Annotated in this window: 24 protein-coding genes; 9 read left to right on the top strand and 15 right to left on the bottom strand. The window is 69.7% G+C overall.

Going from position 1 to position 24,001, the window contains the following annotated elements:
* Positions 1-39 precede the first annotated feature (39 nt).
* From cyoA to E2170_RS06325, 7 genes are all read left to right on the top strand, one after another.
* Positions 40-1,014, top strand: coding sequence for a ubiquinol oxidase subunit II (gene cyoA / locus E2170_RS06355; RefSeq protein ID WP_132999734.1), 975 nt, complete (start codon positions 40-42; stop codon positions 1,012-1,014).
* 81 nt (positions 1,015-1,095) lie between these two features.
* A complete protein-coding gene (cyoB, locus tag E2170_RS06350; RefSeq protein ID WP_207914947.1) occupies positions 1,096-3,069 on the top strand; it encodes a cytochrome o ubiquinol oxidase subunit I in 1,974 nt (657 codons plus the stop codon).
* A complete protein-coding gene (gene cyoC / locus E2170_RS06345; RefSeq protein WP_132999733.1) occupies positions 3,062-3,688 on the top strand; it encodes a cytochrome o ubiquinol oxidase subunit III in 627 nt (208 codons plus the stop codon). Before cyoB ends, cyoC begins: the two co-directional genes overlap by 8 nt.
* Positions 3,688-4,083, top strand: coding sequence for a cytochrome o ubiquinol oxidase subunit IV (cyoD, locus tag E2170_RS06340; RefSeq protein WP_207914926.1), 396 nt, complete (start codon positions 3,688-3,690; stop codon positions 4,081-4,083). Before cyoC ends, cyoD begins: the two co-directional genes overlap by 1 nt.
* Positions 4,080-4,898 carry an SURF1 family protein gene (locus E2170_RS06335; protein ID WP_243708068.1) on the top strand — a complete coding sequence of 273 codons (819 nt, stop codon included), beginning with the start codon at positions 4,080-4,082 and terminating at the stop codon, positions 4,896-4,898. The genes cyoD and E2170_RS06335 overlap by 4 nt, the downstream gene beginning before the upstream one ends.
* Before the next feature lie 16 nt (positions 4,899-4,914).
* Positions 4,915-6,264, top strand: coding sequence for an ATP-binding protein (locus tag E2170_RS06330; RefSeq protein WP_132999731.1), 1,350 nt, complete (start codon positions 4,915-4,917; stop codon positions 6,262-6,264).
* Positions 6,254-6,793 carry a response regulator transcription factor gene (locus tag E2170_RS06325; protein ID WP_132999730.1) on the top strand — a complete coding sequence of 180 codons (540 nt, stop codon included), beginning with the start codon at positions 6,254-6,256 and terminating at the stop codon, positions 6,791-6,793. The genes E2170_RS06330 and E2170_RS06325 overlap by 11 nt, the downstream gene beginning before the upstream one ends.
* A gap of 48 nt (positions 6,794-6,841) precedes the next feature.
* Here E2170_RS06325 and E2170_RS13805 read toward each other — a convergent pair whose 3' ends face one another.
* Genes E2170_RS13805 through ppsR form a run of 3 tightly spaced genes read right to left on the bottom strand, consistent with a single transcriptional unit; the run spans position 6,842 to position 8,390 of the window.
* Entirely contained in the window at positions 6,842-7,006 is a 165-nt protein-coding gene (locus E2170_RS13805; protein WP_165942176.1) for a hypothetical protein, read from the bottom strand.
* Positions 7,003-7,545, bottom strand: coding sequence for a DUF1249 domain-containing protein (locus tag E2170_RS06320; protein WP_132999729.1), 543 nt, complete (start codon positions 7,543-7,545; stop codon positions 7,003-7,005). The genes E2170_RS13805 and E2170_RS06320 overlap by 4 nt, the downstream gene beginning before the upstream one ends.
* A gap of 23 nt (positions 7,546-7,568) precedes the next feature.
* Positions 7,569-8,390: a posphoenolpyruvate synthetase regulatory kinase/phosphorylase PpsR gene (gene ppsR / locus E2170_RS06315; RefSeq protein WP_132999728.1), complete on the bottom strand. Its 822-nt coding sequence runs from the start codon at positions 8,388-8,390 to the stop codon at positions 7,569-7,571.
* A 134-nt stretch (positions 8,391-8,524) separates the two neighbouring features.
* Between ppsR and ppsA the strand changes: the two genes are divergently transcribed.
* Positions 8,525-10,900: a phosphoenolpyruvate synthase gene (ppsA, locus tag E2170_RS06310; RefSeq protein ID WP_132999727.1), complete on the top strand. Its 2,376-nt coding sequence runs from the start codon at positions 8,525-8,527 to the stop codon at positions 10,898-10,900.
* A 301-nt stretch (positions 10,901-11,201) separates the two neighbouring features.
* Here ppsA and orn read toward each other — a convergent pair whose 3' ends face one another.
* Both orn and tadA read right to left on the bottom strand, forming a co-directional pair.
* Positions 11,202-11,789 (bottom strand): oligoribonuclease, encoded by a 588-nt coding sequence (gene orn / locus E2170_RS06305; protein WP_132999726.1) that lies wholly within the window; start codon positions 11,787-11,789, stop codon positions 11,202-11,204.
* An 11-nt stretch (positions 11,790-11,800) separates the two neighbouring features.
* Positions 11,801-12,307, bottom strand: coding sequence for a tRNA adenosine(34) deaminase TadA (gene tadA / locus E2170_RS06300; RefSeq protein WP_132999725.1), 507 nt, complete (start codon positions 12,305-12,307; stop codon positions 11,801-11,803).
* Between the two features lie 108 nt (positions 12,308-12,415).
* Between tadA and pdxK the strand changes: the two genes are divergently transcribed.
* The gene (gene pdxK, locus E2170_RS06295; RefSeq protein ID WP_132999724.1) at positions 12,416-13,273 is read left to right on the top strand and encodes a pyridoxine/pyridoxal/pyridoxamine kinase; all 858 of its coding nucleotides are present in this window, start codon (positions 12,416-12,418) and stop codon (positions 13,271-13,273) included.
* 41 nt (positions 13,274-13,314) lie between these two features.
* Here the strand turns inward: pdxK and guaA are convergent, their stop codons facing one another.
* The 10 genes from guaA to E2170_RS06245 all read right to left on the bottom strand — a co-directional run bounded on the left by guaA (position 13,315) and on the right by E2170_RS06245 (position 23,932).
* On the bottom strand, positions 13,315-14,898 hold the full coding sequence (guaA, locus tag E2170_RS06290; RefSeq protein ID WP_132999723.1) for a glutamine-hydrolyzing GMP synthase: 1,584 nt from the start codon (positions 14,896-14,898) through the stop codon (positions 13,315-13,317).
* Positions 14,895-15,125, bottom strand: coding sequence for a hypothetical protein (locus E2170_RS06285; protein WP_165942175.1), 231 nt, complete (start codon positions 15,123-15,125; stop codon positions 14,895-14,897). The genes guaA and E2170_RS06285 overlap by 4 nt, the downstream gene beginning before the upstream one ends.
* A complete protein-coding gene (gene guaB / locus E2170_RS06280; protein ID WP_132999721.1) occupies positions 15,125-16,582 on the bottom strand; it encodes an IMP dehydrogenase in 1,458 nt (485 codons plus the stop codon). Before guaB ends, E2170_RS06285 begins: the two co-directional genes overlap by 1 nt.
* Before the next feature lie 85 nt (positions 16,583-16,667).
* Positions 16,668-17,558 carry a bifunctional methylenetetrahydrofolate dehydrogenase/methenyltetrahydrofolate cyclohydrolase FolD gene (gene folD / locus E2170_RS06275; protein ID WP_132999720.1) on the bottom strand — a complete coding sequence of 297 codons (891 nt, stop codon included), beginning with the start codon at positions 17,556-17,558 and terminating at the stop codon, positions 16,668-16,670.
* A 78-nt stretch (positions 17,559-17,636) separates the two neighbouring features.
* Positions 17,637-18,665 carry a DUF2272 domain-containing protein gene (locus E2170_RS06270; protein WP_132999719.1) on the bottom strand — a complete coding sequence of 343 codons (1,029 nt, stop codon included), beginning with the start codon at positions 18,663-18,665 and terminating at the stop codon, positions 17,637-17,639.
* A gap of 93 nt (positions 18,666-18,758) precedes the next feature.
* Positions 18,759-19,901 carry a molybdopterin-synthase adenylyltransferase MoeB gene (moeB, locus tag E2170_RS06265; protein WP_132999718.1) on the bottom strand — a complete coding sequence of 381 codons (1,143 nt, stop codon included), beginning with the start codon at positions 19,899-19,901 and terminating at the stop codon, positions 18,759-18,761.
* A gap of 110 nt (positions 19,902-20,011) precedes the next feature.
* Positions 20,012-20,584 carry a molybdenum cofactor guanylyltransferase gene (mobA, locus tag E2170_RS06260; RefSeq protein ID WP_132999717.1) on the bottom strand — a complete coding sequence of 191 codons (573 nt, stop codon included), beginning with the start codon at positions 20,582-20,584 and terminating at the stop codon, positions 20,012-20,014.
* Positions 20,581-21,996 carry a ribosome biogenesis GTPase Der gene (der, locus tag E2170_RS06255; protein WP_132999716.1) on the bottom strand — a complete coding sequence of 472 codons (1,416 nt, stop codon included), beginning with the start codon at positions 21,994-21,996 and terminating at the stop codon, positions 20,581-20,583. Before der ends, mobA begins: the two co-directional genes overlap by 4 nt.
* A gap of 95 nt (positions 21,997-22,091) precedes the next feature.
* On the bottom strand, positions 22,092-23,279 hold the full coding sequence (bamB, locus tag E2170_RS06250; RefSeq protein ID WP_132999715.1) for an outer membrane protein assembly factor BamB: 1,188 nt from the start codon (positions 23,277-23,279) through the stop codon (positions 22,092-22,094).
* Between the two features lie 8 nt (positions 23,280-23,287).
* Entirely contained in the window at positions 23,288-23,932 is a 645-nt protein-coding gene (locus E2170_RS06245; protein ID WP_132999714.1) for a YfgM family protein, read from the bottom strand.
* Positions 23,933-24,001: the final 69 nt, after the last annotated feature.

The following is a 24,001-nucleotide window of genomic DNA, read 5'->3' as shown; positions in this document are numbered from 1 at the left end:
CAGAATACCGTGTTCCCCCGCCAGGCCCCTGCCCCGTCCATGTCCTTCACCGGCAAACTCCTCCGCTGCGCCGCGCTCGCCTGCCTGATGCTGCTGCTGTCCGGCTGCGACATGGTGGTGCTGTTCCCCGCCGGCGACGTCGCCGCGCAGCAGGGCCAGCTGGTCATGGTCGCCACGGGGCTCATGCTGCTGGTGATCGTGCCGGTGATCTTCATGGTCTTCTGGTTCGCCTGGCGCTACCGCGCGGGCAACCGGAAAGCGAAGTACACGCCCGACTGGGACCACTCCACCCAGCTGGAACTGGTGATCTGGGCGGTGCCGCTGCTGATCATCATCGCGCTGGGCGCGATCACCTGGATCAGCACCCACCTGCTGGACCCCTACCGTCCGCTCGAACGCATCGCCCCCGGCGTCCCGGTGCCCGAAGGCGTCGAACCGCTCGAGGTGCAGGTGGTGTCGCTGGAGTGGAAGTGGCTGTTCATCTATCCCGAGTACGGCATCGCCACGGTCAATGAACTGGCCGCGCCGGTCGACCGGCCGATCCGCTTCCGCCTGAGTTCGTCGAACACGATGAACGCGTTCTACGTGCCGGCGCTGGCGGGAATGATCTACACCATGCCCTCGATGGAAACCCGCCTCCATGCGGTGATGGGCCAGGAAGGCGAGTACGAGGGCTTTTCCTCGCACTACAGCGGCGAGGGCTTCTCGCACATGCGCTTCCGCTTCCACGCGCTGTCCGACGAAGGCTTCGCGGAATGGGTCGCGGACGCGCGCGCCAGCGGCGACGCGCTCACGCGCGCCGGGTACCTGGCGCTGGAAGCCCCCAGCTCGCGCGAGCCCGCGCGGCACTTCGCCAGCGTCGACGAGGGGCTGTTCGACGCCGTGGTCAACCGCTGCGTGGACCCGGCGCAGCCCTGCACGGGCCACGGCCATGGCCACGGCGGCCACGGCGGCAATGGCAGCCGCGGCGGCGAGCATTCCAGCCCCCATGCCGACGGCCACGCCTCGCACTGATCCCCGGGCGCCCCGCCACGGGCACCTGCCGCACTACGGAACCGAATGATGTCCCCCGAAAACGGCTCTTCCCCTTCGCTCCTGTTCGGCCGCATGACCTGGGATTCGATCCCCATGCTGCACGACCCGATCATCCTGGTGACGTTCATCGGCACGGTGATCGGTGGCCTCGCGATGCTCGGCGCGATCACGAAGTACCGGCTCTGGGGCACCCTGTGGCGCGACTGGTTCACCAGCATCGACCACAAGAAGATCGGCATCATGTACATGGTGCTGGGCCTGGTGATGCTGCTGCGCGGCTTCGCCGACGCGATCATGATGCGCCTGCACCAGGCGATGGCCTTCGGCGACAACCTGGGCTACCTGCCGCCGCACCACTACGACCAGATCTTCACCGCGCACGGCGTGATCATGATCTTCTTCGTGGCGATGCCCCTGGTCACCGGCCTGATGAACTACCTGGTGCCGCTGCAGATCGGCGCGCGCGACGTCGCCTTTCCCTTCCTCAACAACTTCAGCTTCTGGATGACCGCCGCGGGCGCGGTGCTGGTGATGCTGTCGCTGTTCTTCGGCGAGTTCTCCACCTCGGGCTGGCTGGCCCTGTCCAACCTCGGCAACCAGGACAGCGGCGTCGGGCTCGACTACTACATCTGGGCGCTGCAGATCGCAGGCGTCGGCACCTTGCTGTCGGGCGTCAACCTCCTGGTGACCATCATCAAGATGCGCGCCCCGGGCATGGGCATGATGAGGATGCCGGTGTTCACCTGGACCGCGCTGTGCACCAACGTGCTGATCGTGGTCTCGTTCCCGGTGCTGACCGCGGTGCTGGCGCTGATGACCCTGGACCGCTATGTCGGCACCCACTTCTTCAGCAACGACATGGGCGGCAACCCCATGCTGTACGTGAACCTGATCTGGATCTGGGGCCACCCGGAGGTCTACATCCTGATCCTGCCGCTGTTCGGCGTGTTCTCCGAGATCGTGTCGACCTACTCCGGCAAGCGCCTGTTCGGCTACAGCTCGATGGTCTACGCCACGGTCTGCATCACCGTGCTGTCCTACCTGGTGTGGCTGCACCACTTCTTCACCATGGGCTCGGGCGCCAGCGTCAACTCCTTTTTCGGCATCACCACGATGATCATCTCGATCCCCACGGGCGCGAAGATCTTCAACTGGCTGTTCACCATGTACCGCGGCCGCATCCGCTTCGAGGTGCCGATGCTGTGGACGATGGGCTTCATGGTCACCTTCGTGGTCGGCGGCATGACCGGCGTGCTGCTGGCGGTGCCGCCGGCGGACTTCGTGCTGCACAACTCGCTTTTCCTGGTCGCCCACTTCCACAACGTCATCATCGGCGGCGTGGTGTTCGGCCTGTTCGCGGCGATGACCCATTGGTTCCCCAAGGCCTTCGGCTTCAAGCTCGACGACTTCTGGGGCAAGGTCTCGTTCTGGTTCTGGCTGGCCGGCTACTGGTTCGCCTTCACGCCCCTGTACGTGCTCGGCCTGATGGGCGTGACCCGGCGCGTGAGCCATTTCGAGGATCCCTCGCTGCAGATCTGGTTCCAGATCGCCGCCTTCGGCGCGGTCCTGGTGGGCATCGGCATCCTGGCATTCCTGATCTGCATCTACGTCAGCTTCCGCAGGCGCGAGCAGCTTCGCGACGTGACCGGCGACCCCTGGGACGGCCGCACCCTGGAGTGGTCGACGTCCTCGCCGCCGCCGGACTACAACTTCGCCTTCACCCCGGTAGTGCACGACACCGACACCTGGTCGGACATGAAGGCGCGCGGCTTCAAGCGCCCCGAGTCGGGCTTCACGCCGATCCACATGCCGCGCAACACCGGCGCCGGCGTGATCCTGGCGCTGCTGAGCACGGTTTGCGGCTTCGCCCTGATCTGGCACATCTGGTGGCTGGCGGCAGGATCGCTGCTGGCGATCGTGGCCTATTCGATCTGGCACAGCTTCGACCGTGACCGCGACTACCACATCCCCGCCGAACAGGTCGCCGAGACCGAAGCGGCCCGCAGCAGGGAGCTGGCGAACATCCATGTCTGAGTCCATCGCACTGACCCGTGACGACGGCAGCCCGGTGTTCCTCGACGCTGAAGGCCGCCACCACCCGCAGAACGCCACCCTGCTGGGCTTCTGGATCTACCTGCTCAGCGACCTGATGATCTTCGGTTCGCTGTTCGCCACCTTCGGCGTATTCGCCCACAGCTACGCCGGCGGTCCGACGGGGGGCGAGCTGTTCGACCTGAAGCTGATCGCGGTGAACACCGCCGTGCTGCTGCTGTCGTCGATCACCTACGGCTTCGCCATGATCGCGATGACCCGGCGCGAGGCGCGCAAGGTGATCGGCTGGCTGGCGCTGACCGGCCTGCTCGGCCTGGGCTTCCTGGCGATCGAGATCTACGAGTTCCAGCACCTGATCCACCTCGACGCGGGCCCGCAGCGCAGCGCCTTCCTGTCGGCGTTCTTCGCCCTGGTCGGCACCCACGGCCTGCACGTGCTGTTCGGCGTGCTCTGGCTGGTGGTGCTGTGCATCCAGGTCGGCAAATGGGGCCTCAACCGCACCACCACCCGCCGCATCGCCTGCCTGTCGCTGTTCTGGCATTTCCTCGACGTCGTCTGGATCGGCGTCTTCACCTTTGTCTACCTGATGGGAGTGCTGTGATGGGCGGACATTCTTCCCACGACCACGACGACTTCCTCGAGGACGGCATCCCGCACGTCAACGCGAAGGACTACCTGACCGGCTTCGTGCTGTCGGTGATCCTGACCGCGATCCCGTTCTGGTTGGTGATGGCCAAGGTGTTGCCGACGCCGACGATCACCGTGCTGGTGATCCTGGCCTTCGCCATGGTCCAGGTGGTCGTGCACATGGTCTATTTCCTGCACATGGACGCGAAGTCGGAGAACGGCTGGAACCTGCTCGCGCTGATCTTCACCGCGGTGCTGCTGGTGATCGTGCTGATCGGCACGCTGTGGGTCATGCACAACATGAACGTGAACATGATGCCGGCCATGGACGAGGCGGCGCAGACGCAGCACTCGCAGCACATGCCGTGAACCGACGCGGCGCCAGCGCTGCCCCGCCGGCGCCGGAGGCCACGCGCGGGCTGCTGCTGCGCACGCTGCTCCTGGGCGCGCTGGCGCTGGCCTTCGCCGGCTTCGTGGCGCTGGGCATCTGGCAGCTGCAGCGCATGGCGTGGAAGCACGACCTGGTCCAGCGCGTTGAATCCCGCATCCACGCCGCGCCCGGCGACATTCCCGACGCCGCGCGCTGGGCAACCGTCGACGCGGAGAGTGACGAGTACCGCCGGGTCCGCGTTGCGGGCCGCTACCTCGACGTGGCGGCCGCGCGGGTGCAGGCCGTGACCGACCTCGGCCCGGGCTGGTGGCTGCTGTCCCCGCTCGAAACCAGCGGCGGCGCGATCGTCCTGGTCAACCGCGGCTACCTCGCCACCGGCGACGAAGCCCCCGCCCCTCCCACCGGCCCGGCGACGGTCACCGGCCTGCTGCGCCTCACCGAGCCCGGCGGCGGCTTCCTGCGCGAGAACCGACCCGTGGAAGACCGTTGGTACTCGCGCGACGTCGCTGCGATCGCGGCTGCGCGCAGCCTGCCCACGGATCGCGTCGCGCCGTTCTTCATCGACGCCGACGCCGCCACCTCGCCCGGCCCGCACGGGGGCACGCCGGTCGGCGGACTGACCGTGGTGAAGTTCCGTGATCCGCACCTGGTCTACGCCCTGACCTGGTTCGGCATGGCCCTGCTGACCGTGGCCGCGGGCACGGCGCTCATCGTCTTCGAACGCCGTTTGCGGCACCATCGCCGCAGGCCCGGGCCAGAAACAGTCGATGCCGATCCCTCCGCGGGGCCCTGAGCACCCCGATCCCGATATGTCGCTGCCGACAGATGACGCGCTGAACGTCGCGCCAGTACTGGGCGCGCGCGTGCGCAGCGGCAACGGCACGCCGGAGTCCGCCGGCCAGCGCAACATGCAGCAGCTGATCCAGCTGCGCTGGATCGCCGTGGTCGGCCAGGTCGCGGCGATCCTGGCCGTGCATTACGGCTTCGGCATCGAGCTCCCGCTGGGCCCGATGCTGTGGCTGCTTGCGGCGCTGGCCGGCTTCAACCTGGCCAGTCACGCCTGGTGGCTGCGACGCAGCAGCGTCGGCGATGGCGCCTTCCTGCTCGCGCTGCTGGTGGACATGCTGACCCTCACCGCACAGCTCGGGCTCAGTGGCGGCGTCACCAATCCCTTCCTGCTGTTGCTGCTGCTGCAGGTGGCGCTGGGCGCGGTGCTGCTGCGCGCGCCGGCCAACTGGGGGCTGTCGCTGGTCGCGGGCCTGTGTGTGGTCGCGCTGATGCTGGTGCCCGGCCCGGTGCGGATCCCGATCCATCCCGAAGCAGGCCTCGCCGATCCCTTCCTGCAGGGGCTGCTGGTCTGCTTCGTCCTGGTCGCGGCCCTGCTGGTGGTGTTCATCGCCCGCATCGGCCGCATCATCCGCAACCGCGACGCGCGGCTGGCGGAGCTGCGCCGGCAGGCCGTCGAAGAGGAGCACATCGTGCGCATCGGCCTGCTCGCCTCCGGGGCCGCGCACGAGCTGGGCACGCCGCTGTCGACGCTGTCGGTGATCCTGGGCGACTGGCGGCACTCACCGCACTTCAGTTCAGACGAAGACCTGCTGCGCGACGTCGCCGAAATGCAGTCCCAGGTGCTGCGCTGCAAGGCCATCGTCACCAACATCCTGATGTCGGCCGGCAGCGCCCGCGGCGAAGCGCCCACCGAGACCACCCTGCGCGCCTTCTTCGACGAAATGGCGGAGGAGTGGCGTGAAACCCGCCCCGCTCGCGAATTCACCTACCGCTACCGCTTCCCGGGCGACCTCGCGATCATTTCCGACACCGGGCTGCGGCAGATGGTGTTCAATGTGCTCGACAACGCGCTGGAAGCCTCGCCCGACCAGGTCGAGATGGTGGTGCGGCGGGCCGGGCCCGCGCTGGCCATCGAGGTCACCGACGCCGGCCCCGGATTCCCCGGCTTCGTGCTCGAGAACCTCGGCAAGCCCTACCAGTCGAGCAAGGGCCGTCCCGGCGGCGGCCTGGGCCTGTTCCTGTCGATCAACGTGGCGCGCATGTTCGGCGGCCGGCTCGAGGTCCGCAACCGCGACCAGGGCGGCGCGAGCGTGACCGTCCTGCTGCCGCTGCAGGCGCTGATGCTGGAGGAGGAGATCGATGGCACATGACGACCGCAAGCTGCTGATCGTGGAGGACGATGCCGCGTTCGCACGGACTCTGGAGCGATCGTTCCAGCGCCGCGGCTACCAGGTGCGCTGCGCCAGCGGGCTGGATGCCATGCAGGCGCTGCTGCCCGGGTTCGCGGCCACCCATGCGGTCGTCGACCTCAAGCTGTCCGGCGAGGCCTCGGGCCTGGCCTGCGTCCGGGCCCTGCACGAGCACGACCCCGACCTGGTGATCGTGGTCCTGACCGGGTACGCCAGCATCGCCACCGCGGTGGAGGCGATCAAGCTCGGCGCGGCGCACTACCTGGCCAAGCCCTCCAACACCGACGACATCGAGGCCGCCTTCGAACGCGCCGGCGGCGACGAGAACGTCGAACTGACCGGGCGCAGGACCTCGATCAAGACCCTGGAGTGGGAGCACATCCACGAAACCCTGGTCGAGACCGGGTTCAACATCTCCGAGGCGGCACGGCGGCTCGGCCTGCACCGGCGCACATTGGCCCGCAAGCTCGAAAAGCGGCAGGTAAAGTAGCCGCCGGGATCCCCACGGGGGCCATGGCGCCGGACTCCCCGGCGCGGGTCAGCCGCCGCTGTCGCGCGCGGCGATCTCGGTCCAATCGACCTCGACGCCCTTGCGGTGCCCCTTCTCGACCAGCTTCAGGCCGGTCGGGTCGATGGTGAGGGTGTAGGCCTTGTCGCCGATCTGAACTTCGCGCTTGAGGGGCTTGTCGAGCTTCGTCGTCATGGGTTCACCTTTCTGCTGTCGGGGGAACTGCCGGCCGAAGATAGCACCGGGGGCCGCGGCGGGCATGAAGGGCCCGGGGCCGGGCCCAGGGTGGCCACGCCGTGGCCGCGCTCGGCGAGGTATTGCAGCCACTTGCCGAGGAAGGTGTTCATCCGCATCCGGTGGCCGACCACCTCGGCCGGCGGCGGGAACATGCCGATCGCGTCCTGCCAGCGGCGGCCGACATAGCAGTGGGTCGCCTCCACCTGGCGCGCATCGCGGTACAGGCGCAGGTAGGCCGAGGGATCGGGCTCCCCGGTCACCGGGTCCGGCAGGGCCACGTAGGCCAGGCGCAGTTCGCTGGTGTAGGCGTGGCGCTCGATCACGTCCAGGCGCAGGTCCAGGCCGTCGCCGACGCTGGACAGGTAGCAGCCCACCGCCAGGTCGCCGGGTTCGAACAGGCGCACCAGGCGCGCGTGGTTCTCCGCGTACAGCGCCATCAGCCAGCCGAAACGGCTGAGGCCGGGGACTTTCACGCGAGGGGCGATGAGTTGCGTCATGCGATCGATGCTACACGCCGCGCTCAGAACATGCCGCGACGGATGCCCAGGGTGCTCATCACCTTGCTGGAGATCTCCTCGATCGAGGTATGCGTGGTGCTCAGCACCGGGATCCGCTCGGCGCGGAACAGGGCCTCGGCCGCCGCCACCTCCCGCTTGCAGGTCTCGAGCTCGGCATAGCGCGAGTTCGGCCGGCGTTCCTGGCGGACCTGCTGCAGCCGCACCGGGTCGATGGTCAGCCCGAACAGCTTGGCGCGGTGGGCGCGCAGCCGCGGCGGCAGGCGGTCGTGCTCCAGGTCCTCCTCGGTCAGCGGGTAGTTGGCCGCGGCGATCCCGTGGTGCAGCGCCAGATAGACGCAGGTCGGTGTCTTCCCCGCCCGCGAGACCGCCACCAGGATCACGTCGGCGTTGTCGTAGTTGATCGACATGCCGTCGTCGTGGGTCAGCGCGTAGTTCATGGCATTGATGCGCTTGTGGTAGGTCTCGAAGTCGACCATGCCGTGGGCCTGCCCCACCCGCGCCTGCCGGGTCTCGCCCAGTTCGGCCTCCAGCAGGCTCATGAAGGGTTCGAACACGTCCAGCACCAGTGCGCCGCTGGCCCGGATGGCACCGGTGAGCTCGCTGTTGACGCAGGAGCTGACCACGATTGGCCGCGCCTGGGCGGCCTCCCCTGCCTCCCGGATGCGGATGGCGATCTCGTGAGCGCGCTCGACGCTGTCGACGAAGGGGATGCGCTCGGGGGCGAAGGGGGTGTCCCGGAACTGGGTCAGGAGGCTGTGGCCGATGGTTTCGGCGGTGATTCCGGTGCCATCGGAGACGTAGAACACCGGGCGCGGGCTCGACATGCGGGTTTTTCCTGCTGGGCCGCGGGCGCCGCGGCGGATTGGCTTGCTAAAATAGCCAATCCTGCCGCCCTGCGCCGCTGGCCCGGGCGGGCACCAACCCCACCGAACCACCGCAAATCCCTCCGGAGTCCGCCTTGAGCGCCAACATCCTGTGGCTTGACGACCTTCGCCTGACCGACCTTGCCCAGGTCGGCGGCAAGAATTCCTCGCTTGGCGAGATGATCGGCAACCTGGCCCGCCTCGGGGTCTCGGTACCGGGCGGCTTCGCCACCACCGCCGATGCCTTCAAGGACTTCGTCGCCCACAACGACCTGCACCAGCGGATCTTCGACCGCCTGGCCAGCCTCGACGTCGAGGACGTGCCTGCGCTGACGAAGGCCGGTGGCGAGATCCGCGGCTGGGTGATCGACGCCCCGCTGCAGCCGGCGCTGGAAGCCGACATCCGCAGCGCCTACGCCAAGCTCTGCGCCGACAACGGCGGCGGCGACGTGGCGGTGGCGGTGCGTTCCTCGGCCACCGCCGAGGACCTGCCCGACGCCTCGTTCGCGGGCCAGCAGGAGACCTTCCTCAACGTCACCGGCGCCGACGACGTGGTGGTGAAGGTGAAGGAAGTCTTCGCCAGCCTCTACAACGACCGCGCCATCGCCTACCGCGTGCACCACGGCTTCAAGCACGAGGACGTGTTCCTGTCGGCCGGCGTGCAGCTGATGGTGCGATCGGATGTCGGCGCCTCCGGCGTACTGTTCACCCTGGACACCGAGTCCGGCTTCCGCGATGTGGTGTTCATCACCTCCAGCTACGGCCTGGGCGAGAACGTCGTGCAGGGCGCGGTGAACCCGGACGAGTTCTACGTCTACAAGCCGACCCTGCGCCAGGACCGCCCGGCCATCCTGCGCCGCTCGCTCGGCGCCAAGCAGATCCGCATGGTCTATTCCGACCAGCCCGGCGAGCGCGTGCGCAACGAGGACACGCCGGCGGAGCTTCGCGCGAAGTTCTCGATCAGCGACGAGGACGTGCACGAACTCGCCCGCCAGGCGCTGACCATCGAGAAGCACTACGAGCGCCCGATGGACATCGAATGGGCGAAGGACGGCATCACCGGCAAGCTGTTCATCGTCCAGGCCCGTCCGGAGACGGTGAAGTCGCGCGCCAAGGCCACCCAGATCGAGCGCTTCATGTTGGGCAGCCGCGGCGACGTGGTCTGCGAGGGCCGCGCCATCGGCCAGAAGATCGGCAGCGGCGTGGCCCGCGTGGTGCGCTCGCTCGACGACATGAACCGCGTGCAGCCCGGCGACGTGCTGGTTGCCGACATGACCGACCCTGACTGGGAGCCGGTGATGAAGCGCGCCGCCGCCATCGTCACCAACCGCGGCGGCCGCACCTGCCACGCCGCGATCATCGCCCGCGAGCTCGGCGTACCCGCCGTGGTCGGCACCGGCAACGCGCTTGACGCGATCGAGGACGGCAAGGAAGTCACGGTCAGCTGCGCCGAGGGCGACACCGGCTTCATCTACGCCGGCACCCTGCCCTTCGAGCGCATCACCACCGACCTCACCTCGATGCCCGAAGCGCCGCTGAAGATCATGATGAACGTCGCCAACCCCGAGCGCGCGTTCGACTTCGGCCAGCTGCCCAACGCCGGTATCGGCCTGGCGCGCCTGGAGATGATCATCGCCGCGCACATCGGCGTGCATCCCAACGCCCTGCTGGAGTATGAGAAGCAGGACGCGGAAACGAAGAAGAAGATCGACGAGCGCACCGCCGGCTACGCCGACCCGGTGAGCTTCTACGTCGACCGCCTGGCCGAGGGGATCGCCACGCTCACCGCCTCGGTGGCGCCGAACCCGGTGATCGTGCGCATGTCGGACTTCAAGTCCAACGAATACGCCAACCTGATCGGCGGCAGCCGCTACGAGCCGGAGGAAGAGAACCCGATGATCGGCTTCCGCGGCGCCAGCCGCTATGTCGACAAGGCCTTCTCCGAAGCCTTCGCGCTGGAGTGCCGCGCGGTGCTCAAGGTGCGCGAGACCATGGGCCTGGAGAACCTCTGGGTGATGATCCCGTTCGTGCGCACACTCGACGAGGGCCGCCGCGTGCTGGAGGTGCTGGCCGCCAACGGCCTGCGCCGCGGCGTCAACGGCCTGAAGGTCATCATGATGTGCGAGGTGCCCTCGAACGCGCTGCTGGCCGACGAGTTCCTGGAGATGTTCGACGGCTTCTCGATCGGTTCCAACGACCTGACCCAGCTGACCCTGGGCCTGGACCGCGACTCCGCGGTGGTCGCGCACCTGTTCGACGAGCGCGACCTGGCGGTGAAGAAGCTGCTGTCGATGGCGATCCAGACCGCGAAGGCCAAGGGCAAGTACATCGGCATCTGCGGCCAGGGCCCGAGCGACCACCCCGACCTCGCCGAATGGCTGATGCAGCAGGGCATCGAGTCGGTGTCGCTGAACCCTGACACCGTGGTCGACACCTGGCTGAAGCTGGCGAAGTCGAAGGCGGCGGGCTGAGGCGCGTTCACCTCTCCCGCAGACGGAAAAGCCGGGCTTCGTGCCCGGCTTCTTCTTTTTTTGCCACGGATTTGCGCGGATTACGCGGATCTGGCCGAGGCCAGTGCCGGAACCGCGCGCTGCGCAAGCGTTTTTGCCTGGATAGCTTTTGGCAAGTAGTCCCGTGCAGGCCCTGGACTTCAATCCCTCCTCAGCCAGATCCACGTAATCCGCGCAAATCCGTGGCTGAAAAAGCTTTCTAGCCCGCTTTTGCTTTATCCGCGTAAATCTGCGCTATCCGCGTCATCCGTGGCAAGAACCACTATGCGTGCGGAGCGAAAGCCCCCATGCCAGCCCGGTAGTGGCGGAGTTCGGCGATGGAGTCGTGGACGTCGCTCAGGGCGGTATGGGCGGCCTGCTTCCGGAGGCCGGCGTAGAGTTCCGGGGCCCAGCGGCGGGCCAGTTCCTTCAGGGTGCTGACGTCGAGGTTGCGGTAGTGGAACCAGCGCTCCAGTGCCGGCATGCGGCGGTGCAGGAAGCGGCGGTCCTGGCAGATGGAGTTGCCGCACATCGGCGACTTGCCGGCCGGCACCCACTGTTCCAGGAATTCCAGGGTGCGGGCTTCGGCCTCGGCCATCGGCACGCCCTCCTCCAGCACGCGGCGCCAGAGGCCGGAGCGGCCGTGCTGGTTGCGGTTCCATTCGTCCATGGCTTCCAGCAGCGCCAGCGGCTGGGCGATGGCCAGCTCGGGGCCTTCGGCCAGTACGTTGAGCTCGGCGTCGGTGACGACGGTGGCGATCTCGAGGATGGTGTCGTTGTCGGTGTCCAGGCCCGTCATTTCCAGGTCGATCCACACCAGCCGTTCTTCGTTGCCCACCCTCGCTCCTTCGTCTCCCTTGGGGACGCCCATGGTAACGCGGCTCAGGCGGGCGGCAGGCCGCGCTTGGCGCGGAAGTAGTTGCGCAGGCGGCTGCCGGCTTCTTCGCCCAGCACACCGCCGACCACGTCCACGCGGTGGTTGTGGCGCGGGTCGGCCAGCAGGTCGAAGACGCTGCCGGCGGCGCCGGTCTTGGGATCGGTGGCGCCGTAGACGACGCGCGCGATGCGGGCGTGGACCATCGCCATCGCGCACATCGCGCAGGGCTCAAGCGTCACGTACAGGGTGCAGCCGATCAGCCGGTGGTTGCCCAGCGCCCTGCCCGCCTCGCGCATGGCCACGATCTCGGCGTGGGCGCTGGGGTCGTGGTCGCCGATGTTGCGGTTCCAGCCTTCGCCCACGATCCGGCCGCCGGCGTCGACCACGACCGCGCCCACCGGGATCTCGTCGTGCTCGCGTTCGGCGCGTTCGGCCAGGGCGAGCGCATGACGCATCCAGGCCGTGTCGCGCTCGCCTGCCTCGGGGAAATCGATGTCCTGCATGGCAGGCATTCTAGTGGCCCTGACCGCGCGGCGAGCGGTCGCCGACTGCCGGACACCCCGCCCGGACGGTTGTCCTTGATCAAGCGGCCGGGGCGATCGAAGGCCTAGAATCCGGCCATGAACGACCGCAGCAGTCATAGCGGCCCGGCACTGCAGCCCATGCAGGTGGACGTCGTTTCGATCCAGTCCCAGGTGGTCTACGGCCAGGTCGGCAATACGATCGCGGTGCCGGCGCTGCAGGCCCTGGGGCTGCGCGTGGCCGCGGTGCCGACGGTGGTGCTGAGCAACACGCCGCACCACCCCAGCATGCACGGTGGCGCGATTCCGCTGGAGTGGTTCGAGGGCTATCTGTCCGATCTCCAGGCGCGCGATGCGCTGCGGCGGCTGCGCGCCGTGGTCGTGGGCTATCTCGGCGGACCCGCCCAGGCGCAGACCCTGGCCGGGTGGATCGAAGCCCTGCTCCGCGACCGGCCGGAGGTCCAGGTGTTCATCGACCCGGTGCTCGGTGACGAGGACGTGGGCGTGTATGTCGATCACGGCATGGTCGAGGCCTACCGCCAGCGGCTGCTGCCGCTGGCCGATGGACTGGTGCCCAACGGATTCGAACTGGGCCTGCTCACCGGGCGTCCGGTGGACGGCATCGACCAGGTCACCGGGGCCGCGCGCAGCCTGCTCGGCGGACGCACCCGCTGGGTCGCGGCCACCAGCGCCGCGCCCGCCTCCTGGCCGGAGGGCGGCATGCGGGTCGCCGTGGTGACCGCCGATTCGGCCGAGGTCATCGACCACCGCCGCCTGGACACCACGCCGAAGGGCACCGGCGATCTCTTCAGCGCCACCCTCGCCGGCCACCTGCTGGCCGGCACCGATGCGGCCACCGCGGCCAGGCTCGCCTGCGGGCGGGTGCTCGAGGTGCTTGAAGCCTCATTCGCGGCCGGCAGCGCCGAAATGCTGGTCTTTCCGGATCCCGCGGACTGATGCCGGCACGGCCTCGGGCCCGAGCGGCGCCCGGGACCCGATCACTCCCACTCGATCGTCGCGGGCGGCTTGCCGCTCACGTCATAAACCACGCGAGAAACACCGCGTACCTCATTGATAATCCTATTGGAAACACGCCCCAGGAAGTCGTAAGGCAGGTGCGCCCAGTGCGCGGTCATGAAGTCGATGGTCTCCACCGCGCGCAGCGCGATCACCCACTCGTAGGCCCGCGCGTCGCCGACCACGCCCACCGACTTCACCGGCAGGAACACGGCGAAGGCCTGGCTGGTCCGGTCGTACAGGCCGGCCTTGCGCAGCTCTTCGATGAAGATCGCATCCGCCCGCGCCAGGATGTCGGCGTACTCGGGCTTCACCTCGCCCAGGATGCGCACGCCCAGGCCCGGACCCGGGAACGGATGGCGGTAGACCATCTCGTGCGGCAGGCCGAGCGCGACGCCGATGCGTCGCACCTCGTCCTTGAACAGCTCGCGCAGAGGCTCGACCAGACCCAGCTTCATGTGCTCGGGCAGGCCGCCGACGTTGTGGTGGCTCTTGATGACGTGCGCCTTGCCGGTCTTGCTGCCGGCCGACTCGATCACGTCGGGGTAGATCGTGCCCTGGGCCAGCCACTTGGCGTTGGCGAGCTTGCCGGCCTCCTCGTCGAAGATCTCGACGAACAGGTTGCCGATGATCTTGCGCTTGGCTTCGGGGTCGGTGACGCCGGCGAGCGCCTTGAAGTAGCGATCGCGCGCGTCGACCCGGATCACGCGGATGCCGAGGCCGTGGGCATCCGAGGCATCGGCGAAGGTGGCCATCACCTGGTCGCCCTCCTGCCAGCGCAGCAGGCCGGTGTCGACGAAGACGCAGGTCAACTGGTCGCCGATCGCGCGATGCAGCAGGGCCGCGACCACGGAGGAATCGACGCCGCCGGACAGGCCCAGGATCACCTCGTCCGAACCCACCGCCTCGCGCACGCGCGCGACCTGGTCTTCGATGATGTGCTCGGCCGTCCACAGGGTTTCGCAGCCGCAGATGTCGACCAGGAAGCGGCGCAGTAGCGCCTGCCCGGACTTCGTGTGCGTCACCTCGGGATGGAACTGCACGCCGTACCAGCGTTTGTCCTCGTTGGCGAAGGCGGCCACCGGCACGCGCTCCGTCTGCGCGGTCACTGTGAAGCCCGGCGGCGCCTTCGAGACGTGGTCGCCGTGGCTCATCCACACGTCCAGGCGCGGCGGCTGGCTGCCGTGGTCGTTGAGGTCGCCGAACAGGCTGTCGGGCGCGACCAGGGTGACTTCGGCGTGGCCGTACTCGCGCGCGTCCGCCGCCTCGGTCTCGCCACCGAGCTGCTTGGCGAGCGTCTGCATGCCGTAGCAGATGCCCAGCAGCGGCAGGCCGCTGTCGAAGACTTGCTGCGGTGCAGTCGGTGCGCCCTCGAGCGTCGTAGACTCCGGCCCGCCGGACAGGATGATGCCCTTGGCGCCAAAGGCGGCGATCTCGGACGGATCGTGGTCCCAGGCCCAGATCTCGCAGTACACGCCCAGTTCGCGCACGCGGCGCGCGATCAGCTGCGTGTACTGCGCGCCGAAGTCGAGGATCAGGATCTTGTCGCTGTGCAGGTCGGTCATGGCGTGGCGTCGGAAGGCGTCTGCTCGGGCAGCGCGAGGCGGAAGGTGCACTGCTCCCGCTCCGCGTTCCATTCGCCGCCGTTGCCGGTGCAGGAATCGCGCAGCTGCGAGCCGCGGTAGTAGCTGTAACCGTAGAGCGCGACCGCCACCAGCACCGCGATCGCGATGCCGCGCAGCAGGATGCGCCGCGCGGGCGAGGTGGAGCGCGGTGACCGCCGGCGCGCCATCATCCGGCCCTGTAGTTCGGCGGTTCCTTGGTGATCTGCACGTCGTGGACGTGGCTTTCGCGCTGGCCGGCGCCGGTGATCTTCACGAACTGCGGCTTGCTGCGCATCTCGTCGACCGTGGCGCAGCCGACGTAGCCCATGGTCGCGCGCAGGCCGCCGATCAACTGGTGGATGACGCCCGACAGCGGGCCGCGGTACGGGACCCGGCCTTCGATGCCCTCGGGCACCAGCTTGTCGGCGGACGCGGCTTCCTGGAAGTAGCGGTCGCTGGAACCCTTCTCCATCGCCGCCAGACTGCCCATGCCGCGGTAGCTCTTGTAGCTGCGGCCCTGGTAGAGCTCGGTCTCGCCGGGGGTTTCCTCGGTGCCGGCGAACAGGCCGCCGATCATCACCGTCGACGCGCCGGCGGCCAGCGCCTTGCCGATGTCGCCGGAATAGCGGATGCCGCCATCGGCGATCAGCGGGATGCGGTCCTGCAGCGCCGAGGCGACCATGTCGATCGCGGTCACCTGCGGCACGCCGACGCCGGCGACCACGCGCGTGGTGCAGATCGAGCCCGGGCCCACGCCGACCTTGACCGCGTCGGCGCCGGCGTCCATCAGCGCAAGCGCAGCGTCGCCGGTGACGATGTTGCCGCCGACCACCTGCAGCTTCGGGAAGTGCTTCTTGGCCCAGGCCACGCGCTCGAGCACGCCCTGCGAATGCCCGTGCGCGGTGTCGACAATGATGACGTCGACGCCGGCCGCGGCCAGGCGCTCGATGCGCTCCTCGGTGTCGCCGCCCACGCCCACCGCGGCGCCCACCAGCAGGCTTTCCGAGGCGTCCTTGGCCGCGTTCGGATTGTCCTGCGCCTTCTGGATGTCCTTGACGGTGATCAGGCCGCGCAGCTGGAAATCGTCGTTGACCACCAGCACCTTCTCGATGCGGTGGCGGTGCAGCAGCTCGATCACTTCCTCGTCGCTGGCACCTTCCTTCACCGTGACCAGCCTGTCCTTGCGGGTCATGATGTTCTTCACCGGATCGTCGAGCTTCTTCTCGAAGCGCATGTCGCGCCCGGTGACGATGCCGACCAGCTGGTCGCCGTCGACCACCGGCACGCCGGAGATGTTGCGCATGCGGGTGAGCTTGAGCACCTCGCCGATCGAGGTCTGCGGGCCGACCGTGAAGGGTTCGCGGATCACCCCGGCCTCGAAGTTCTTGACCTGCAGCACGTGCGCCGCCTGGCGCTCGGCGCTCATGTTCTTGTGCACGATGCCGATGCCGCCGAGCTGGGCCATGGCGATGGCCAGGCGGGCTTCGGTCACCGTGTCCATGGCGGCGGACACGATGGGCATGTTGAGGCGCAGGTCGCGCGTGAGGCGGGTGGCGAGTGAGACGTCCTTGGGGAGGACCGTGGAATGCGCCGGGACGAGCGAGACGTCGTCGTAGGTGAGTGCTTCAGCCTGGATGCGCAGCATGGGCGTGCCGGTGGTGGTGAAGCACGTAATTGTACCGCGCCGGGCCGCGTCGGTGCGCCTCCGGGCGCGGGACGCGGCGTCCCGCTCAGCCGGCGGCGTCCCCGGCCTCCAGGGCCTCGGCGGCCTCCAGGGTGTTCTGCATCAGGGTGGCCACCGTCATCGGCCCGACCCCGCCCGGCACCGGCGTGATCCAGCTGGCGCGCCGGGCCGCGGCTTCGAACTGGACGTCGCCGACCAGGCGGCCGTCGTCCAGGCGGTTGATGCCGACGTCGATCACCACGGCGCCCGGCTTCACCCAGTCGCCGGGGATCAGGCCCGGACGACCCACAGCCACCACCAGGATGTCGGCCTCGCCGACGTGGCGGCGCAGGATGTCGGGCGGGGTGAACTTGTGGCAGGTGGTCACCGTGCAGCCGGCGATCATCAGTTCCAGCGCCATTGGTCGGCCGACGTGGTTGCTCACCCCCACGATCGTCGCGCTCTGGCCGCGCACCGGGCGATCGGTCCAGGCCAGCAGCGTGGTGATGCCGCGCGGCGTGCAGGGACGCAGGCCGAACTGGCGCAGGGCCAGGTGGCCGACGTTCTCCGGATGGAAGCCGTCGACGTCCTTGCGCGGGTCGATGCGGTGGATCAGGCGGGTGGCATCGGGGATCCCCGGCAGCGGCAGCTGGACCAGGATGCCGTGCACCTTCGGATCGGCGTTGAGGCGGTCGATCAGGGCCAGCAGCTCGGCCTCGGTGGTGCCCTCGGGCAGGTCGAAGTCGAAGGCGCGGATGCCGACGATGCCGGCGGCGCGGCGCTTGTTGCGCACATACGAGCGCGAGGCCGGGTTGTCGCCGACCAGGACCACGGCCAGGCCCGGCGGCTCGTGGCCGGCGGCCACGCGCGCGTCCACGCGGACCCGGAGCGAATCCAGCAGCTGGTCGGCAATGCCCTTGCCGTCGAGGATGCGGGCCGTGGGGGTGGTCTCGGACATGCCTGGGTCGCGCTCGGAAAGCGCGCATTGTCGCCGATCACGCCCCGCCGGCGCGAGCCGCTACGCGCGTCGGCGGCCTCAGCGCACCGGCTGCGGAGCATCCGCGGGGCAGCGCGGAACGCCCGAACCGACCACGCAGTGGACGCAGCACTGCGGTGCCACCGGCGCCTGCACGGGGCCCTGGAGCGGCAGCGGCGGCGGCAGCCGGGCCAGCTCCGCCTGCGGCCGCAGCTGCAGCAGCGCGGCCCAGTCCTGGCGGTTGGCACTGCAGGCCGCGGGCGCGTCGGGGCTGCAGGCCGGGCCGGCGTCGTCGCGCGCAGGCAGGTCCTCGAACTGGCCGCCCGCGGTCAGCGGCAGCAGGCGCATGGTCACGCCGTCGAGCACGTTGCCCCCGACCAGCCGAGCGGTGCGGTCGCCCCGCTCCCCGGCCGAGACCACGATGTCGCAGTGCATGCCGAGGCCACCGCCCTCCGTGCTGACCAGCGTGGCGAGGCCACCGAAGCCGTAGCTGCGCGAAGGCACGCGCACGTAGCACAGCAGGTCCCCGACCGCCGGCCGGGCCGCGCGCGGGTCAGCGATGCGGTAGGCGCTGCGCTCGGGGTCGCGGTAGGCGCTGCGCACGTAGTCGACATGGCTGGCGGAGCCGCTGAAGCCCGGCAGCGCGGCGCGCCGCATCACCCAGGACACGAAGGCCGCCGACCAGGGCGTGTCGACCACGAAGGTCCTGCAGCCGGGCGCCGCGTACTGCTCGCTGGCATGCGCGCACTCCGATGCCCCCGCACGCTGCATGACCTGCCAGAGCAGGCCACTGCCGCGCCAGTAGTCGCTGACCCGCAGCCACGCCGGCTGGCCGTTGGCCAGGCGCGCGGCTTCCGCCTCGCGCACCAGAGAGCCAGCCAGGCGCCCTTCGCGGTCGATGAAGGGACGGTGCCAGTTCTGGTGTTCCTCGCAGGCCACCGCGGCGATGCGGGTCGCGGCATCGGGCGCGGACTGCTGCGCGCGCAGCAGCGGGCAGGGATCGGTGGCCATCGCCGGCAGGCCGGGCAGCAGCCAGACGGCCAGCAGCAGGATCGACATGCACAGCGGTGCGCGCAGCGGGTTCGCCATGGCCTTGCTCCCTCGGATTCCCAAGGGAGCCTAGCGCAGGCCCGTGGAGGCCGTGATCACGATGCCGCCACCCGTGCGGCTGCCGGACCGGCTTCAGCCCGCGCAGAACGCCGCGTAATCGATGTAGCCCGGGAACTCGATGCCCGGCGCACACACCGGGCAGGCCGGGTCCGGCGTCAGCCGGGTCTCGCGGAAATTCATGCCCAGCGCATCGAAGTGCAGCAGGCGCCCGCGCAGCGGCTCGCCCAAGTGCAGCAGCAGCTTCAGCGCCTCGGTCGCCTGCAGCATCCCGACCACGCCCGGCAGCACGCCCAGCACGCCGGCCTCGCTGCAGTTGGGCGCGGCCTCGGCCGGCGGCGGCTCCGGGAACAGGCAGCGGTAGCACGGGGCTTCGCCGCGGTGGCGGCCGGCGTCGAACACGCTGACCTGGCCTTCGAAGCGGTGCACCGCGCCGTACACCAGGGGCACGCCGTGGCGGACGCAGGCGTCGTTGAGCAGGTAGCGCACCGGGAAGTTGTCGGCGCCGTCGACCACCACGTCGACGCCGTCGAGCAGGCGCTCGATGTTGGCCGAGGTCGCACGCTCGGCCACCGCCTCGATTCTCATCCGCGGATTGAGCGCCGACAGCCGCTCGCTGGCGGAATCCACCTTGGGCAGGCCGATGTCGGCGTCGGTGTGCAGGATCTGCCGCTGCAGGTTGCTGCGCTCGACCACGTCGTCGTCGACCAGGCGCAACTCGCCCACGCCGGCCGCGGCCAGGTAGAACGCGGCCGGTGAACCCAGGCCGCCGGCGCCCAGCATCAGCACCTTCGAAGCCTCCAGCCGCTTCTGCCCGCGCATGCCGATCTCCGGCAGCAGCAGGTGGCGCGAGTAGCGCTGGTGGAAGTCCTCGTCGCGCGGCTGCGCTGACGGCTCCGGGCGGGCCAGGGGCAGGCCGTCGGCGATCCAGCGCAGGGTGCCGCCGCGGACCGAGACCACGTTGGCATAGCCCTGGCGCTGCAGCGCCTCGGCCGCCAGCATCGACCGGCCGCCGCTCTGGCAGATCAGGACCAGGTCGGTGTCGCGGTCATGGAAATGGAAGGCGGAGTCGCGTTCGAGATCGTCGCGCGCGATGCCGCGTGCGCCCTCGGCCATGCCGGACTCGCGCTCGTGGTCTTCGCGCACGTCGACCAGGATCGCGCCCATGCTCTCTACGCGCCGCTGCGCTTCGCGCGGTGTGATTTCGGAAACAGGCATGCCGTGATTGTCCGACACCGCCCTACTCCTGCCGACTGCGGCTTACCCGAGGTGCGCCTACCCTACGCCATGCTGGGGCGGTGTGCCTGCCGCGCTCCGGGACGCATCGTTCAACCCGGCGCATAACCCGCGGCGGCCAGGTCGGCCGGGGTATTGAGGTTGCCGAAACGCAATCCCGCGAAGCGCACCGCCGACATCCCCAGCCGCGCCTGCAGCGCCCGCACCGACAGGTCGCCCGAGGCGAGCGCCGCCGGCAGCGCAGCGCGCAGCGCATCCACGCGCCACAGCGCCACCAGCGGCTGGCGGCCGTCGTCGTCCTCGGCCCAGGCGCCGTCGCCGCCGGCCGCGCGCAGGCTGCGCAGCAGGCAGTCGTTGACCGACACCAGGTCGACCGGCAGGGTCAGCAGCCACGGCGTCGCACAGGCACTCGCCAGCGCATCCAGGCCACCCAGCGGCCCGAGGTCGGCGCTGCGGTCGGCGACCGCGGCCAGTCCATGGCCGGCATAGCGCCCGGGATCGCGATTGGCCGAGACCAGCACCGCATCGACCTCGCCCCGCACGCGCCCCAGCAGGCGCAGCACCTGCGGCACCCCGTCCTTCTCCAGCCAGGCCTTGTCGATGCCACCCAGCCGCGTGGCGCGTCCGCCCGCGATCAGCCCGAGCGTGGTCGCCGCCGCGCTCACTTGCCGCGCTTGGCGTGCCGGATCAGGCGCTTCTTCTTCGCCACCTGGCGCTCGGTAAGGACGTTCTTCCTGTCCTTGTAGGGGTTGTCGCCTTCCTTGAAGACGAAGCGCACCGGCGTGCCCACCAGCTTGAAGCGCTTGCGGAAGAAGTTTTCCAGGTAGCGCTTGTAGCTGTCCTGGAGCGTGCGCAGGCGGGTGCCGTGGACGATGATGGTCGGCGGGCTCTCGCCGCCCGGGTGGGCGAAGCGCAGCTTGGCGGCATGGCCGCGCACCACCGGCGGCGGGTTGGATTCGACCGCGATCTCGACCGCGCGGGTGACCTCGGCGGTGCTGAAGCTGCGCGTGGCCGAGCCGTGCGCGCGGTGGATGGCGCGGAACAGTTCGCGCAGGCCCGAGCCGTGCAGCGCGCTGATGCGCACCGCCTCGGCCCAGGGCACGAAGGCCAGCTTGCGCGACAGCAGCGCCTCGACCTGCTCGCGCTGGTAAGTGTCCAGGCCGTCCCACTTGTTGACGGCGATGACCAGGGCACGGCCGGCGTCGAGCACCGCGCCGAGCACGCTGGCGTCCTGGTCGGTCACGCCCTCGCGGGCGTCGATCATCACCACCGCGACCTGACACTGCTCGATCGACTCCAGGGTCTTGATGATGGAGAAGGTTTCCACCGCCTCGTCGACGCGCGACTTGCGGCGGATGCCGGCGGTGTCGACCAGGCGGTACAGGCGGCCGTCGCGCTCGAGGTCGGCGGAGATGGAATCGCGCGTGGTGCCCGCGACATCGGAGGCGATCATGCGCTCCTCGCCGAGGATGCGGTTGACCAGGGTCGACTTGCCGACGTTGGGCCGGCCGACGAAGGCGACGCGGATGCGGTCGGGGTCGTCGTCCAGGACTTCGGCGCTACCCTCTTGCGGCAGTCGCGCGCGGATGGCATCGACCAGGTCGTCCAGGCCCTGGCGGTGCGCCGAGGACACCGGCAGCACGTCCTTGAAGCCGTAGCGCGCGAACTCGCCCAGCGCCTCGCGGCTGTCGAGACCGTCGGTCTTGTTCACCACCAGGAAGACCGGCTTCGACGACTTGCGCAGCCAGGCCAGGATCTCGTCGTCGACCGCCGACGGCCCTTCGCGGCCATCGACCACGAACAGCACCAGGTCGGCCTCGTCGGCACCGGCGCGGGCCTGGCGCGCGGTGGCGCCGGCCAGGTCGCCGGTGACCAGGTGCACGCCACCGTCGGCGATGCCGCCGGTGTCGACGATGGCGAACGGGCGGCCCTCGTCCACGCGGCAGACGCCGTAGTGGCGGTCGCGGGTGACGCCTGGCTGGTCGTGCACCAGCGCGTCGCGCGTGCGGGTGAGCGCGTTGAAGAGCGTCGACTTGCCCACGTTCGGGCGGCCGACAAGTGCGACGAGGGGAAGCATGCTGGATCGTGCCTTGTCCGTTGGGGCGCGGGAAACGCGCGGCCCCGGGTAGCGAGACTACCCGGGGCCGCGGCGGACCGCCAATTCCGCGGTGTTCAGTCGATGCGCCAGGCGCTGAGGTCGCCGTCGACGTCCTGCACCACCAGGATGCCGTCGGCCACCACCGGATGGCCCGTGATCGCCGAACGGCCGGCGCGGGTGCGCGCGGCGAACTCGCCGTCGCTCAGTCGCATCCAGTGCAGGTAGCCGTCGAGGTCGCCGACCACGGCGTAGCTGCCCTGCACCACGGCCGGGCTCAGGTTGCGGCGCGCCAGCGCCGGCTGCTGCCAGTAGGCGGTACCGACGTACTTGTCGATGCCCCAGACGGTGCCGGCGGCATCGCTCACCACCACGCGGTCGTCGGCGACGCCGACGCTGCCCGCACCGCCGCTCTCGGCCGCCCACAGCGGGCGCCCGCTCGGGCCTTCGAAGGCCATGGTGCGGTTCTTGTAGCTGCTGGCGATCACCACCGCGCCGTCGATGACCGGCGCGCCGTCGATGTCGCCCATGCGCTCGAGCTCGGTGCGGCCTTCGGGCATCGCGACCGCCTGCTCCCAGACCGCGCGGCCGTCGCCCAGCGACAGCGCCACCAGGTAACCCTCGTCGGTACCCACGAAGACGTAACCCGGGGCCAGCGTGACCGGTGCATTGCCGCGAACGGTCAGCGACGGGAGTTCCTGGCCCCAGTACCAGCGACGCTCGCCGCTGGCGGCGTCGAAGGCCGTGACCCGGCCGTCGTTGGAGCGCACCACCACCAGGCCCTGGCCCACGGCGGGGCGGGCGATGACTTCGTTGGGCACCTTGGCGGTCCAGCGCTGCGCGCCGGTAGCGGCATCGAGCGCCACCACCTCGCCGTCCAGCGAGCCCGCCACCACCAGGCCGTCGCCGGCCCCGGGGCCGCCGGACAGGCGCAGGTCGGAGTCGTGCTGCCAGAGGCTGCGGCCGCTCTGCAGGTCGAAGGCCCGCACGCCACCCTTCACCGAGGCGGCATAGACCACGCCATCGGCGACCCAGGCCCCCTGGCGGATGCCGGTGCGGCCTTCGCCCTTGCCGACGCTGGCTTTCCACAGGCGGGTCGGATTGGCCGAAGCCTGGAAGTCGACCAGTTCGGCAGGCGCGGTGTTGACCTTGTCCTCCTTGGAGAACCAGCCACGCACGGTGCTGCAGCCGGTGGCCATGGCCAGGCAGGCGATCGCCACCACCACGCGACCGGCGATGCGGGCGCCGCTCCGGGAGTTGTTCATTTCGGGAATCATTGGGCTTGGGCCTCGTCGTGGTCCGGCGAGCCGCCGGCATCGATCAACTTGATTTCAAGCAGGCTGCGCTGGGGAACGGCAGCCTCGTCGAGGGCCGCGAGCGCGGCGGAATAGGCCTCGCGCGCCTGCTCAAGGCGACCGGCGGCGCGTTCGGCGTCGCCGCGCACCTCCAGGCTGCCGGCGTCATCGGCGTTCCCGAGCGCTGCCAGCGCCTCGTCGGTCCTGCCGGCATCGACCAGCAGCACCGCCAGCCTGCGGGCGACCACCGGGGCCAGGGCCGGGTCGGCGTCCTTGATGCCGGACAGGGTGGCGATCGCCGCTTCACTTTCGCCGGCCCCCACCTGCGCGGCGGCGAGGTCGAGCGCGATCAGGGTCCCGTAGACGCCTTCGTTCAGCCCGGCAGCGGCGGCCTGGGCGCGCGCCTTGTCGAGATCACCGGCCGCGATGGCTTCGTCGAGGGCTGCATACGCCTCACCCTTGGCCATGCGCTTGCCGTCCAGGTGGTCCTGCCACTTACCCCATCCGTAGACCAGGGCCAGGGCGATGGCGATGCCGCCGATGACTCCGATGGCGTTCTGGCGGATCCACTCGCGTACGCGCTCGCCCTGTTCGTGCTCGTCGAGCAACTCGTCTACTGCCATGTTCTTCCGATCATGCTGGGCGCCGTGCCGCCGGCGGGCGGACGGGCACCGGAAAGGGAACGGCCCGCG

Origin of the sequence: Luteimonas arsenica (assembly GCF_004352825.1) — a bacterium.
GTDB classification, from domain to species: domain Bacteria; phylum Pseudomonadota; class Gammaproteobacteria; order Xanthomonadales; family Xanthomonadaceae; genus Luteimonas; species Luteimonas arsenica.
Note: the sequence above shows the minus strand (reverse complement) of the source record. Positions and strands in the feature narration are given on the sequence as shown.